A 13078-nucleotide genomic window follows, 5' to 3' on the forward strand; every position below is an offset into this window, starting at 1 on the left:
CATTCTCCGGCGCGGCACGCGGGGAGGACGTCATGGGCTGGATGCAGGACGAGACGGGTCTCGACAAGACGGCGGCGAACCATGTCGCGCTGACGCCGCTCAGCCACCTCAACCGCGCCGCCGCGATCTGGCCGGAGCGGGAGGCGTGGGTGCACGGGGGCCGCCGCGTGACCTATGCCACGTATCGCGACCGGGTGACCCGCTTGGCCTCGGCGCTGGCCGCCCATGGCGTCGCGCCGGGCGACGTGGTGGCGACGCTGCTGCCCAACGTGCCCGCGCAGGTCGAGGCGTCGTGGGGCGTGCCCGCCTGCGGCGGGGTGCTCAACACGATCAACACCCGGCTGGACGTGGACACGGTGGCCTACATCCTCGGGCACGGGGGGGCGAAGGTCGTGCTGGTGGACAGCGCGTTCCTCGACCTCGCCGAGGCGGCCGCCTCCCGGCAGGACGACCCGCCCCTGATCGTGGAGTGCCCGGACGACCGCGACCCGTCGGGGCGGCATCCGACCTACGAGGAGATGCTGGCGGGGGCCGACCCGTCCTTCGACTGGGTGATGCCCGAGGACGAGTGGGAGAGCCTCTCGCTCAACTACACCTCCGGCACGACCGGGCGGCCCAAGGGCGTCGTCTACCACCATCGGGGCGCCTACCTGATGACGATGGGGACCGTGGTCAGTTGGCGCATGGTGCTCTACCCGCGCTGGCTGGCCGTGGTGCCGCTGTTCCACTGCAACGGCTGGTGCCACACGTGGATGATGCCGCTGGTCGGCGGCACGGTCGTCTGCCTGCGCGACGTGGCGGCCGAGCCGATCTTCGACGCCATCGCCGACGAGGGCGTGACCCACATGGGCGGGGCGCCCATCGTGCTGAACGCGCTGGTGAACGCGGGCAAGCTGCGCGACTTCGACCACGTGGTGAACGTCTACACCGCCGGCGCGCCGCCCGCCGCCGCCACCTTGGGCAAGCTGGAGCCGCTGGGCTTCGACATCACCCATGTCTACGGCCTGACGGAGACCTACGGCCACGTCGTCGAGAACGTGTGGCAGCCCGCGATGGAGGGGGTGCCGGACGACCGCGCCCGCCTGAAGGCGCGGCAGGGCGTGGCCTACCCGATGATGGAGGGGGTGGAGGTGCACGACGCCGACGGCCGCCCCGTCCCCGCCGACGGCGCGACGCAGGGCGAGGTGGCGATGCGCGGCAACGCGGTGATGAAGGGCTACTACCGCAACCCGGAGGCCACCGAGGCGGCGTTCGCCGGCGGGTGGTTCCGCTCGGGCGACATCGCGGTGGTCGAGCCGGACGGGTATCTCCGGATCGCGGACCGGGCGAAGGACATCATCATCTCGGGCGGGGAGAACGTGTCGAGCGTGCGGGTCGAGGGCGTGCTGATGGAGCACGACGCCGTGGACCTCTGCGCGGTGGTCGCGGGGCCGGACGAGAAGTGGGGCGAGGTCCCCGTGGCCTTCGTGGAGCCGAAGCGCGAGGTGGCGGCGGAGGAGATCATCGCCTTCGCCCGCGACCGCCTCGCCGGGTTCGAGACGCCCAAGCGCGTGGTCTTCGGCCCGCTGCCCAAGACCTCGACCGGCAAGATCCAGAAGTTCGAGCTGCGCGCCCGCGCCAAGGCCGGCGCATGAGGCGCACCGCGCTCACGAACATCGAGCGGATGGAGACCGTGGGGCGCTGGACCCCCGGTCCGGAGGACGAGCCGCGCGAGGTGGTCGTCTCCTTGGGGGAGGCCGCGCTGACCATCGCGGACATGGAGGACGCGCCGCTGGCGCACTGGGCGATCCCCGCGTTGGAGCGGATCGACGGCGGCGCGGGGACCGCGACCTACGCGCCTTCCGTGGACAGCGCCGAGGTGCTGGAGATCGAGGACGCGGGCATGGTCGAGGCGCTGGACCGGCTGCGCGCCGCCGTGGCACCGCCCGCGCGGGCGCCGGGCCGCCTGCGGCGCGGCCTCGCGCTCGGGGTCGCCGGGGTCGCGGCGCTGGCCGTCCTCGCCCTCGGCCCGACCGCGCTGCGCGCCCATGCGCTCCGCCTCATGCCGCCCGCCGAGAGGGCCGCCTTGGGGGAGCGCATCGCCGCCGAGATCGCCGCGGTCACCGGCCCCGCCTGCGCCTCGCCCTTGGGCGACGAGGCGACCGACCTGCTCGCGCAGCGTGCCCTGCCGGACCGGGTCGCGCGGATCCGCGTGATGCCCGACCTGCCGCCCGAGGCGGTGGCGCTGCCCGGCGGGCTGTTCCTGCTGTCCGAGGCGGCGCTGCTCGACCGGGACGACCCCGCGCCGATCGCCGCGCTCTTGGCCGGCGCCGCCGCCGAGGGGCCGGACGCGCCGGTGGCCCGCTACCTCGACGGGCTGCGCCCGTGGGAGCTGGTGGGGCTGGTGACGCGCGGCGCGGTGGCCGAAGGGCCCGCCGCCCGCCATGCCCGCGCCCTCGTGGCCGCCGATCCGCCCGCGCCGGTCGACGTGCCCACCGATGACGGACGCCCCATCTTGGAGGACGGGGCGTGGCAGGGCCTCAGGGGCATCTGCGAGGACTGACGCCCCCGTCCGCTCAGTGCTTCGGCAGGACCACGGTCCGTGTGCCGACCCGGACGATCCGGCGCAGCTGGCGCGGGACGTCGTTGGTCCAGATCGCCTGCGACTGGTAGTCGCCCCGCAAGGTCTGGGGGCCGCGCAGCGGGTTCAGCCGCCCGTCGTCCCATGCGTGCCGCCACCCGTGCGGCGGCTCGGCGTAGTCGAAGGTGGTCGAGGCGGCGGGCACCGTGACCACGCCCGCCCCGTCCCGGGTCGACAGGACCGGGGCCGGATCGGCGGACAGCGCGGCGGCCGCCCGCAGCGCGCGCGCGCGGCGATCGACATGCAGGCCGGCCTCGCGCCCGCTGTGGGACACGTGGACCGGACCGCAGGTGTAGCCCGGCGCCCTGTGCGGGTCGCCGCAGACCGAGGCCCGCGTCGGGCGCGGGACGTGGGCGAGGCCCTGCTCCCGCACGGAGGCGGTCCGCAACGGCGAGGGGACGTGGGCGGGCACGCGCGACGCACCTTCGGGCACCGCCACGCGGGCGGCGTACTGCTCGCCCTCGATCACCCGCGCGGTGACGCGGCCCGACAGGCGCGCGGCGGCGGCGGCACGGCGGGACAGCACGCGCAGCTCGCCCGTGGGCACCGTCCGGGCGCGAACCGGCGCCGCCGCGCGGCTGGCCGAGACGGCGGCGCGCGGCGCGGTCGCCCGCACGGGACGGCTGGGCACCTCGGCGGTGGCCACGGGCGGCGGCGGCAGGACCACGTCGCGGGGGCGCGCGGGCGCTGGGGCGGCGGCGATGACCGGATCGTCCACCAACTCCGGCGCGGCGGTGGGGCCGACCGGCGGGGCGAGCGCGTCGTCCCCGGCCGCCTCGAGCGGGGCGGCGGCCAACGGCGCGGGGGCGTCGGCCAAGGTGGGCGTCTCGCCGCACACGGGCGCGCGGTTGAGGCCGGTGCGGGGCACCCAGCGGGTCGATCCGCCGATGGTCGCGCGGCTGAACACGCAGCCCCGGCTGTCGACGTACGCCGCGCCCTCGAAGCTCGCCGGGGGCAGCTCGGCGGGCCCGGACTGCGCGAACGCGGTGGTGGTCAGCCCGCCCAAGGCGAGCGCGAGGATCAGGGGGAAGCGCATGGCTGGCTCTCCGTTGGGTCCGCTCTCGCGGCCCCTCTGGCGGGGGCCTTGGGCGCATCATCTAGCCCCCTCCCCCCCGAGTCTAGCATCGTGGCCCCATTCGTGCCGGAAACAGGCCGTTATTTCGTCCCGAACATCCGGTCGCCCGCGTCGCCGAGGCCGGGCACGATGTAGCCCTTCTCGTTCAGCCGCTCGTCGACGGCGGCGGTGACGATGGGCACGTCCGGGTGGGCCTCCTTCATGCGGGCGATTCCCTCGGGCGCCGCGAGCAGGCAGAGGAAGCGGATGTCGGTCGCGCCCTGCGCCTTGATGAGATCGATGGCCGCGGCCGAGGAGTTGCCCGTGGCGAGCATCGGATCGACCGCGATTACCAGCCGCTCGGAGAGGTTCTCGGGCAGCTTGCAGTAGTACTGCACCGGCTGCAGCGTCTCCTCGTCGCGGTAGAGGCCGACGAAGCCCACCCGCGCCGAGGGGATCAGTTCGAGGATGCCGTCGAGCAGCCCGTTCCCCGCCCGCAGGATCGAGACGAGCGCCAGCTTGCGCCCCTCCAGCACCGGCGCGTCCATCGGTTGGAGCGGGGTGTCGATGCGCCGGGTCGTCATCGGGAGTTCGCGCGTGACCTCGTAGGCGATGAGCTGGCTGATCTCGCGCAGCAGTTGCCGGAAGACAGCGGTGGGGGTGTCCACGTCGCGCATCAGCGTCAGCTTGTGCTGCACCAAGGGGTGCGAAACGACGGTCAGGTGGTCCATGCGGCCTCCAGTTTCTTGAGCAGGCCCGCGCGGGTGGCCTCGTCGCAGAAGGCGGCCCTCGCGGCCGTCCGGTTGATCTCGTGGAACACGCCGTCGTCCCAGTCGAACGCCTCGTGCAGCGCCTCGTACTCGGCGGTCATGTTGGTGCGGAAGAAGGGCGGATCGTCGGTCGAGACGGTCACGCGCACGCCCCGGCGGCGCAAATCCTCGATGGGGTGGGCGCGCAGGCGGTCGAACACGCCGAGATAGACGTTCGAGCCGGGGCAGACCTCCAGCACGACCCCATCCTCGGCCAGCCGGTCCACGAGAGCGAGGTCCTCGATGGCCCGCACCCCGTGCCCGATCCGCGCGGGGCGCAGGTCGTCCAGCGCGTCGCGCACGCTCTGCGGCCCGCCGAACTCGCCCGAGTGGACGGTGATCCCCAGCCCCGCCTCGCGCGCGCAGTCGAAGGACCACGCGAAGTCCCCGGGCTTGCCCGCCCCCTCGTCCCCGCCCATGCCCCAGCCGGTGACGAAGCTACCCGCCGTCTCGGCGGCGCAGCGGGCGGCGCCCTTGGCGTCGTCGGGGCCGAAATGGCGGACGCAGGTGGGGATCATGCGCCACTCGATCCCGTCCACGCCGTCCGCCGCCTCGCGCACCGCGTCGACGTGGTCGCGCCACGCCGCCATGTCGTTCTTGGCGGCCAATTGCGGCGAGGCGAACACCTCGCCGTAGATCACGCCGTGGTCGCGCTGCCGCTCCAGCACGGCGCGGGTCAGGCGGGCGTAATCCTCGGGCGTGGTCAGCACCGAGGACGCCGCCTCGTAGACCTTCAGGAACCGCTGGAAGTCGCCCGTGGCGAAGCCGCCATCCTCGGCGAACACGCCCGTCAGGTCGATCTTCTTCTCGCCCGCCAGCTGCCGGATCAGGTCCGGGGGCGCGGCGCCTTCCAGATGCAGGTGCAGTTCGACCTTGGCGCTCATCGCAGGTCCCTCCCCCCGCCGGGCGCGGCCACGCCCAGATGGGCGCCGACCGTCGCGGCGACGTCCACGAAGGCGGCCGGGCCCGCGTCGCCCGTGCCCCGGTTCATCAGCACGGGCACCCGTTCGCGCGTGTGGTCGGTGCCGCGCCATGTCGGGTCGTTGCCGTGGTCGGCGGTGACGATCAGCAGGTCGTCGTCGCGCAAGGACGGCAGGAGCGCGCCCAGCCCCGCGTCGAACCATTCCAGATGGCGCGCGTAGCCCGCCACGTCGCGGCGGTGGCCGTAGTCGCTGTCGAACTGCACGAAATTGGCGAAGGTGAGCGCGCCGTTGGGCATCTCCTCCACCGCATCCTCCAAGTGCCGCAGCAGCGCGGCGTCCGGCCCCTTGGCCGTCGTGTCGACGCCCCGCCCGGCGAAGATGTCGAAGATCTTGCCGATGGCGTGGACGTGCCCGCCCGCGCCCTGCACCGCGTCGAGGAGCGTCGGTCCCGGCGGCGTCATCGCGAAATCGCGCCGGTTCGCGGTGCGCCGCCAGTCGCCGTCCGCGCCGACGAAGGGCCGCGCGATGACCCGGCCCACCCGCATCTCGTGGAGCGTCGGCGCGAGCGCGGCGCAGAGGTCGTAGAGGCGCTGGAGGCCGAACGCCTCCTCGTGGGCGGCGATCTGCAGGACGCTGTCAACGCTGGTGTAGCAGATGGGCCAGCCGGTCCGGAGGTGCGCCGCGCCCTCCGCGTCGAGGATGTCCGTCCCCGAGGCGTGGCGGTTGCCCAAGATGCCGGCCGTGCCCGCGAGCCGCTCGATCAGGCGCGTGATCTCCGGCGGGAAGGCCGGGTCCGCGTCGGGGAAGGTGTGCCATTCGAACGGCACGGGCAGGCCGGCCAGCTCCCAATGGCCCGAGGGCGTGTCCTTGCCCGCGCTCGTCTCGGTGGCGTGGGTCCAGCGGCCCGTGGGCGCGGCGTCCAGCCCGGGCACCTCGGCCCCGCTGGCCGTGCGGCACGCCGCCCCGAGGCCCAGCGCGTCAAGATGGGGGACGCGGAGCGGGCCTTCGCGCCCCTCGTCGGCCCGGCCCGCCGCGCAGGCCGCCGCGATGTGGCCCAGCGTGTTCGCGCCCGCGTCGCCGAACGCCTCCGCGTCGGGTGCGCCGCCGATGCCGACGCTGTCGAGCACCACGAGTAACGCCCGGCTCACCGGATCACCTCGGTCACCAGCTCCGGCGGCGTGGTGGGGCGCGGGGTCATGCGGATCGCCTCGCCCACCCGCTCGGCCGCCTCGCCCGCCGCGTCGCCGTCGGCGGCGTGGACGCGCGCCAGCGGCTGGTCCTCGGTCACGGTGGCGCCGATCCGGGCGATGTGGCTGAGGCCCACGGCGGGGTCGACGCGGTCGTCCTCGCGCCGCCGCCCGCCGCCCAAGGCCACGACCACCTCGCCCAACTCGCGCGTGTCGATCTCGGCCACCACGCCGGGCCGGTCGGCGCGCAGCTCCGCCACCACGGGCGCTGCGGGCAGCCGGTCGCGCCAGCGGTCGGGGAAGTCCGACGGCCCGCCCTGCGCCAGCACCATGCGCCCGAACACCTCGGCCGCGCGCCCGTCGCGAATGGCCGCGCCGACGCGCTTGGCCCCGTCCTCGGCGTCGGCGGCCAGGCCGCCCAAGGCCAGCGCCTCGCCGCCCAGCCGCTCGGTCAGCGCGACGAGGCGGGCGGCGCGGCGGGTCGACGGCTCGGTCAGCGCCTCCATCGCGGCGATCACCTCCAGCGCGTTGCCCGCGCAGGCGGCGACCGGCTGCGACATGTCCGTGAGCAGCGCGGTGCACATCACGCCCGATGCCTGCGCCGTCTGGACAAGCGCCTGCGCCAAGGCCCGCGCCTCGCCCAAGTTGGGCAGGATCGCGCCGGACCCGTGCTTGACGTCGAGGACCAGCGCCTCGATCCCCTCGGCCAGCTTCTTGGACAGGATCGAGGCGCAGATCAGGTCGAGGCTGTCGACCGTCCCGGTCACGTCGCGCACCGCGTAGAGGCGGCGGTCGGCGGGGGCGAGCCCGGGCGTCGCACCGACGATGGCGCAGCCCACCTCGGCCACCACGGCGCGCAGCTCCGGACCGTCGAGCTCGGTGCGAAAGCCGGGGATCGCCGCCAGCTTGTCCAATGTCCCGCCGGTGTGGCCCAGCCCCCGGCCCGAGATCATCGGCACGTAGGCCCCGCAGGCGGCCAATGCAGGCGCGAGGACGAGCGAGACGCAGTCGCCGACGCCGCCGGTCGAGTGCTTGTCGATGACAGGGCCGTCGACGCGCCATTCCAGCATCTCGCCCCCGTCGCGCATCGCGCGCGTCAGCGCGGCGCGGCCCTCCGGCGAGAGCGGCGTGCGGCAGACGCCCATGGCGAAGGCCCCGGCCTGCGCATCGCTAATCCGCCCCTCGGACAGCCCGTGGGCGAAGGCCTCGAGGTCGGCGGGCGACGGCGCCTCGCCCCGGCGCAGCCCGGCGAGGAGGTCGCGCGCGGTCACGCCATGAACCCCGCGTCGAACGCGCCGGGCAGCAGGTCGCCCACGGTCGTCCGCCGCTCGGACCCGTCCACGGTGGCCATGGTGACGGCCACGGCGCCCTCGGCGAACTCCCTGAGCTTCTGTCGGCAGCCGCCGCAGGGGGGCACGGGCTCCGGCGAGCCGGCGACCACGTAGGCTTCGAGGATGGTCGTCTCGCCCGCGGCCACCATCGCGGCGATGGCCCCGGCCTCGGCGCAGGTTCCTTCCGGGTAGGCCACGTTCTCGACGTTGCACCCCGCGAAGACCCCGGAGGGCGTCCGCAGCGCGGCGCCGACCTTGAAGTCCGAGTAGGGAGCATGGGCGTTCTCGCGGACGGCGAGGGCGGCGGCGCGCAGATCGGTCATCCCTCCGACCTAGGCCCGGCCGGGGGGAGGAGCAAACCACATTCGCGGAAAATCAGGCGGCCCGGCGCGCCCCGCCCGCGCGCCACTCGCGGCATGCGTCGCCGAAGGCCGCGAAGAGCGGGCGGCTGACGGGATCGTCGGCGGCGTTCGCCTCCGGATGCCACTGCACCGCCAGCGCGAAGCCGGCGGCGCCCGCGATGGAGATCGCCTCGGGCGTGTCGTCCTCGGCCCAGCCGTCGATCCGCACGCGCGGGCCGGCGACCTTGATCCCCTGACCATGCAGCGTGTTGGTCCGCACCACCTCGCCGCCGAAGAGCGCGGCGTAGGCCGAGCCCGGCGCGAGGCGCACGTCGTGGCGCAGCGCGAACTTCTCCTCCAGCGTGCCGTCGGGCGGCATCCGGTGGTTCATCCGCCCCGGCAGGTCGCGGATCTCCGGGTGCAGCGTCGAGCCGAAGGCGACCGCGACCTCCTGGAACCCGCGGCAGATGCCTAGGATGGGCTGGCCGCGCTCGACGGCGGCGCGGATCAGCGGCAGGGCCACGCGGTCGCGGTCCCGGTCGAAGGCGCCATGCGCCTCGGTCGCGACCTCGCCGTACTCCTCGGGATGCACGTTCGGGCGCCCGCCGGTGAAGAGGAACCCGTCGAAGGTGTCGAGGAGTTCGTCGATCCGCGTCACGCGCGGGTCGGCCGGAAAGGTCAGCGCCATGCAGTCCGAGACGTCGTTCACCGCGTCGGTGTTCATCGATCCGTTGGCATGGGCCGGATACTGGTCGTTGATCAGGTAGTGGTTCGAGATGATGCCGACGCGCGCGCGCATATTGGGTCCTCCGGTCCGCGCCGACCTAGCACCCGTGCGGACATGCGCCTAGGGCGGGGGGCGCACAGGCCGCCTCCGCACCCGCGCACGTCTGTCGGACGGGCGGTCGGGGCGCTATGTGCCCGCGGATGAAGCTCGCCTCGCTCACCCGCTCCGACGACCCCGGCCCGCTCCTCGCCGCGCTGCGGGGGGAGGGCCCGCTCGTCCGCCTCCGCGTGCCGCTCGTGGGCGAGGTGTGGACCACCACCACCGACGAGGCTGCCCGCGCGGTGCTCAAGGACGTCGATCGCTTCGCCCGCGACCCGCGCCCCGTCACCGGGCGGTCCCTCGCCTCGACCTACTGGTGGCTGCCGAAGCGCCTCTCCCCGCTCCTCGAGTCCCTCCTGACGAAGGACGGGGACGACCACCGTCGCCTCCGCCGCCTCGTCGACCGCGCCTTCGCGAAGCAGGCGATCGACGACCTCCGCCCGCGGCTGGCCGCCCGCGCCGACGCGCTGCTGCGCGGCATGGATCCCGGCGCGCCCGCCGACGCGGTCGCGGGCTACACGAGGCCCCTGCCCTTCGAGGCGATCGTCGACCTCCTCGGGCTTCCCGAGCGGTCCCTCGGCCCGCTCCGGCGCGGGGTCGCGCCGCTTTCGTCCATCTCGGGGCCGGTCTCGGCGGTGCTTGGCCTTGCGCGGCTGGGCGGCGTCCAGCGCCTGCTGCGCGCCGAGATCGAGGACGCCCGGCACGAGCCGCGCCCGGGCCTCCTGTCGGACCTCGTGGCCGACATGGATGGCGACCGCCTGTCGGACGACGAGGCGCTGGCGATGGTCTTCACCCTCTTCGTCGCGGGCCACGAGACGACGGTGCACCTGCTCAACGCCTGCCTGCTGACCCTCTGCGACGCCCCCGCCCTACGGGACGCGGTGGCCGAGGACGCGGGCGCCCGCGCGCTCTTCGTCGAGGAGGTGATGCGCCACTTCTCCCCCGTCGCGCTCACCAAGGCGCACTACGCCCGCGCCGATGCCGACGTGATGGGCGTGCGCGTGCGGAAGGGCGAGGCGGTGATGCCGCTCCTGTTCGCGGCCAACCACGACCCCGCGCGGTTCGACCGGCCCGGGAACCTGCGCGCCGACCGCCGCCCCAACGCGCATCTGGGCTTCGGCCACGGGCCGCACGTCTGCCTCGGCATGCAGCTCGCCCGCGCCGAGGCGCAGGTGGGGGTGGAGCGGATGCTGCGGATGTTCCCCCGCTACGAGCTGGCGAGCGCGACACGGCCCGGATGGACCCGGCGCGTCGGCATCCGCGCGCCGAGCGGGCTCTCGCTCCGGCTCAGGCCGCGCGTCGCGCGGTAGGGGTGCCGGCCGGAGGGCTACGCCTCCGCCACGAACCCCGCGTCCTCGATTCCGGCGATGCCCGCCTCGGCGTCCGCATCCGACGTGTCGCCGGTCACGCCGACGGCCCCGATCACCTCGCCCTTGTCGTTGCGCACGAGGAGGCCGCCCGGCACGGGGACGACCGCCCCGCCATAGGCACCGTTCACGGCGGCCATGAAGTAGGCCTGTTGCTCGGCCCGCGCCATCTGGGCCTTGCCCGCCATGCCCAGCATCACCGACCCGTAGGCCTTGCCGTGCGCGATGGCGAACCGTCCCGGCGCGGCCCCGTCCTCGCGCTCGAACGCCTTCACGTGGCCTCCGGTGTCGAGCACCACCACGGACAAGGGCTTCAGGCCCTTCGCATGGCCGTGGGAGAGGGTCGCCTTGATGATGCGCCGGGCCTTGGCGATCGTGATCTCGGGCATGGGGGTTCCTTTCGTCCGTGGGGTCGGCGGGGGGCTCAGCCCCCCTTCTTCTCCAGCCGCCGCCGGTGCAGCACCGGCTCGGTGTAGCCCGAGGGCTGGGCGCGGCCCTTGAAGACGAGGTCGCGGGCGGCTTGGAACGCGACGCCGTCGTAGCCGGGCGCCATCGGCTCGTAGCCCGGCGTGCCTTCGTTCTGCGCGTCCACCTTCGCCGCCATGCGCCGCATCGCGTCCTCGACCGCCTCAGCAGACACGACGCCGTGGTGCAGCCAGTTGGTCAGCCCCTGCGAGGAGATGCGGCAGGTCGCGCGGTCCTCCATGAGCCCCACGTCGTGGATGTCCGGCACCTTCGAGCAGCCGACGCCGTCGTCGATCCAGCGCACCACGTAGCCCAGGATGCCCTGCGCGTTGTTCTCGACCTCCGAGCGCACCTCATCGTCCGACAGGTTGCGCCCCTCCATGACGGGGATCGTCAGCAGGTCGTCGAGCGAGCCGCGCGGCCCCTTGGCGGCCATGTCCGCTTGGAGGTCCATGACGTCGACCTGATGGTAGTGCGTCGCGTGCAGCGTGGCGGCCGAGGGCGACGGCACCCATGCGCAGGTGGCGCCCGCCTTGGGGTGGCCGACCTTCTGCGCCAGCATGTCGGCCATTCGGTCGGGCATCGCCCACATCCCCTTGCCGATCTGCGCCTTCCCCCGGAAGCCGGTCGCCAGCCCGATGTCGACGTTGCGGTCCTCGTAGGCGGCGATCCACGGGGTCGACTTCATCTCCCCCTTGGGCAGCATCGGACCCGCCTCCATCGAGGTGTGGATCTCGTCGCCCGTGCGGTCGAGGAAGCCCGTGTTGATGAAGGCCACCCGGTCCTTGGCCGCGCGGATGCACTCCTTGAGGTTCGCCGACGTCCGCCGCTCCTCGTCCATGATCCCCAGCTTCACCGTGTTGCGCGGCAGGCCCAGCAGGTCCTCCACCCGGTCGAAGAGCTCGACCGCGAAGGCCACCTCCTCCGGTCCGTGCATCTTGGGCTTCACGACGTAGACGGAGCCCGTGACCGAGTTGCGCGGGCCTTCGGTCTTCCGGAGGTCGTGCATCGCGCAGAGCGTGGTCATCACGGCGTCCATCAGACCCTCGGGGATCTCCGCGCCGTCGACGTGGATGGCCGGGTTGGGCATCAGGTGGCCGACGTTCCGCACCAGCATCAGCGCGCGGCCCTTCACCGTGAACACGCCTTCGGGGCCGTTGAACTCCATGTCGGGGTTGAGCGCGCGGGTGAACGTCTCGCCCCCCTTCGTCACGCTCTCGGTCAGGTCGCCGCGCATCAGGCCCAGCCAGTTGGCGTAGGCCTGCACCTTGTCCTCCGCGTCCACGCAGGCGACCGAGTCCTCGCAATCCATGATGGCCGACACCGCGCTCTCCAAGTGCACGGCGTCGAGGCCCATCGGGTCGTCCCGCCCGATCGCGCCCTCGGGCGACAGGACGAGGACGATGCCCAGCCGGTTGTGGCGCAGCAGGACGCGCGTGACGTCCCCGTCCGCGACCCAGCCCTCGTAGCCGGGCACGGTCGCATCGCCGTCGCCGTCGGCCCATGCCGGCCCGTCCTCGAACACCGCCGAGAGCGTGGAGCCGTCCAGGCGCAGCCCCCGGACGTCCTTCCACGAGCCTCGCGTCAGCGGCACCGTCCGGTCCAGCCAAGCCTTCGCCCAGGCGACGACCTCCGCGCCCCGCGCGGCATCGTAGCCCTTGCCCGCCGGCACGGAGCCCAGCGCGTCCGTCCCGTAGAGCGCGTCGTAGAGGTTCCCCCACCGCGCGTTCGCGGCGTTGAGCGCGTAGCGCGCGTTCGTGATCGGGACGACGAGCTGCGGGCCGGGCGTCTCCGCGATCTCCGGGTCGACGCCGGACGTGGCGATCTCGAAGTCGCCGCCCTCCGGCACGAGATAACCGATCTCCGACAGCATCGCCTTGTAGGCGGCCGCGTCGTGCGCCCGTCCCCGGCGCTCCCGATGCCACGCGTCCAGCTTGGCCTGCATCTCCTCGCGCACGCGCAGCAACTCCGCGTTGCGCGGCGCGAGATCGCGCACCAACGAGGCGAACCCGTCCCAGAACGCCCCGGCCTCCAGCCCGGTGCCGGGCAGCGCGGCCTCCTCGACGAAGCGGGCCATCTCCGCGGCCACCTGCATCCCAGCGCGATCCGTGCGAGCCATGTCTGCCCTCCCCTGCTGTCGGCGATCGGCAGGTAG

The 13078-nt window shown here is 74.0% G+C and carries 12 protein-coding genes; 3 read left to right on the forward strand and 9 right to left on the reverse strand.

Annotated features, from left to right (window positions below):
• The first annotated feature begins 32 nt into the window (after positions 1–32).
• Both JQC91_RS11630 and JQC91_RS11635 read left to right on the forward strand, forming a co-directional pair.
• Entirely contained in the window at positions 33–1634 is a 1602-nt protein-coding gene (locus tag JQC91_RS11630; protein ID WP_203286972.1) for an AMP-binding protein, read from the forward strand.
• Positions 1631–2542, forward strand: a complete 912-nt coding sequence (locus JQC91_RS11635; protein ID WP_203286973.1) for a hypothetical protein — start codon at positions 1631–1633, stop codon at positions 2540–2542. The genes JQC91_RS11630 and JQC91_RS11635 overlap by 4 nt, the downstream gene beginning before the upstream one ends.
• Positions 2543–2555: 13 nt before the next feature.
• Here the strand turns inward: JQC91_RS11635 and JQC91_RS11640 are convergent, their stop codons facing one another.
• The 7 genes from JQC91_RS11640 to JQC91_RS11670 form a co-directional block, all read right to left on the reverse strand.
• Positions 2556–3656: a hypothetical protein gene (locus JQC91_RS11640; protein ID WP_203286974.1), complete on the reverse strand. Its 1101-nt coding sequence runs from the start codon at positions 3654–3656 to the stop codon at positions 2556–2558.
• Positions 3657–3775: 119 nt separating this feature from the next.
• On the reverse strand, positions 3776–4405 hold the full coding sequence (gene upp, locus JQC91_RS11645) for a uracil phosphoribosyltransferase (RefSeq protein ID WP_203286975.1): 630 nt from the start codon (positions 4403–4405) through the stop codon (positions 3776–3778).
• Positions 4393–5367: an adenosine deaminase gene (locus JQC91_RS11650; RefSeq protein ID WP_203286976.1), complete on the reverse strand. Its 975-nt coding sequence runs from the start codon at positions 5365–5367 to the stop codon at positions 4393–4395. Before JQC91_RS11650 ends, upp begins: the two co-directional genes overlap by 13 nt.
• Positions 5364–6554, reverse strand: a complete 1191-nt coding sequence (locus JQC91_RS11655) for a phosphopentomutase (RefSeq protein WP_203286977.1) — start codon at positions 6552–6554, stop codon at positions 5364–5366. Before JQC91_RS11655 ends, JQC91_RS11650 begins: the two co-directional genes overlap by 4 nt.
• On the reverse strand, positions 6551–7864 hold the full coding sequence (locus tag JQC91_RS11660) for a thymidine phosphorylase (RefSeq protein WP_203286978.1): 1314 nt from the start codon (positions 7862–7864) through the stop codon (positions 6551–6553). The genes JQC91_RS11655 and JQC91_RS11660 overlap by 4 nt, the downstream gene beginning before the upstream one ends.
• Positions 7861–8247, reverse strand: coding sequence for a cytidine deaminase (locus JQC91_RS11665; protein ID WP_203286979.1), 387 nt, complete (start codon positions 8245–8247; stop codon positions 7861–7863). Before JQC91_RS11665 ends, JQC91_RS11660 begins: the two co-directional genes overlap by 4 nt.
• A gap of 52 nt (positions 8248–8299) precedes the next feature.
• Entirely contained in the window at positions 8300–9064 is a 765-nt protein-coding gene (locus JQC91_RS11670) for a gamma-glutamyl-gamma-aminobutyrate hydrolase family protein (protein ID WP_203286980.1), read from the reverse strand.
• 128 nt (positions 9065–9192) lie between these two features.
• Between JQC91_RS11670 and JQC91_RS11675 the strand changes: the two genes are divergently transcribed.
• Positions 9193–10401 (forward strand): cytochrome P450, encoded by a 1209-nt coding sequence (locus JQC91_RS11675; protein ID WP_203286981.1) that lies wholly within the window; start codon positions 9193–9195, stop codon positions 10399–10401.
• Positions 10402–10418: 17 nt separating this feature from the next.
• Here JQC91_RS11675 and JQC91_RS11680 read toward each other — a convergent pair whose 3' ends face one another.
• Together JQC91_RS11680 and JQC91_RS11685 are read right to left on the reverse strand one after the other, a co-directional pair.
• Positions 10419–10847: a heme-binding protein gene (locus tag JQC91_RS11680; protein ID WP_203286982.1), complete on the reverse strand. Its 429-nt coding sequence runs from the start codon at positions 10845–10847 to the stop codon at positions 10419–10421.
• Between the two features lie 35 nt (positions 10848–10882).
• On the reverse strand, positions 10883–13042 hold the full coding sequence (locus JQC91_RS11685) for a malate synthase G (protein WP_203286983.1): 2160 nt from the start codon (positions 13040–13042) through the stop codon (positions 10883–10885).
• Positions 13043–13078 lie beyond the last annotated feature (36 nt).

Origin of the sequence: Jannaschia sp. Os4 (assembly GCF_016820245.1) — a bacterium.
Classification (GTDB): domain Bacteria; phylum Pseudomonadota; class Alphaproteobacteria; order Rhodobacterales; family Rhodobacteraceae; genus Jannaschia.

Bases quoted from the DNA above. Each gene is read 5' to 3' on its own strand.
- JQC91_RS11675 (WP_203286981.1), top strand. From the start codon at position 9,193: ATGAAGCTCGCCTCGCTCACCCGCTCCGACGACCCCGGCCCGCTCCTC.
- JQC91_RS11685 (WP_203286983.1), bottom strand. From the start codon at position 13,042: ATGGCTCGCACGGATCGCGCTGGGATGCAGGTGGCCGCGGAGATGGCC.
- upp (WP_203286975.1), bottom strand. From the start codon at position 4,405: ATGGACCACCTGACCGTCGTTTCGCACCCCTTGGTGCAGCACAAGCTG.
- JQC91_RS11650 (WP_203286976.1), bottom strand. From the start codon at position 5,367: ATGAGCGCCAAGGTCGAACTGCACCTGCATCTGGAAGGCGCCGCGCCC.
- JQC91_RS11665 (WP_203286979.1), bottom strand. From the start codon at position 8,247: ATGACCGATCTGCGCGCCGCCGCCCTCGCCGTCCGCGAGAACGCCCAT.
- JQC91_RS11630 (WP_203286972.1), top strand. From the start codon at position 33: ATGGGCTGGATGCAGGACGAGACGGGTCTCGACAAGACGGCGGCGAAC.
- JQC91_RS11635 (WP_203286973.1), top strand. From the start codon at position 1,631: ATGAGGCGCACCGCGCTCACGAACATCGAGCGGATGGAGACCGTGGGG.
- JQC91_RS11670 (WP_203286980.1), bottom strand. From the start codon at position 9,064: ATGCGCGCGCGCGTCGGCATCATCTCGAACCACTACCTGATCAACGAC.
- JQC91_RS11680 (WP_203286982.1), bottom strand. From the start codon at position 10,847: ATGCCCGAGATCACGATCGCCAAGGCCCGGCGCATCATCAAGGCGACC.
- JQC91_RS11640 (WP_203286974.1), bottom strand. From the start codon at position 3,656: ATGCGCTTCCCCCTGATCCTCGCGCTCGCCTTGGGCGGGCTGACCACC.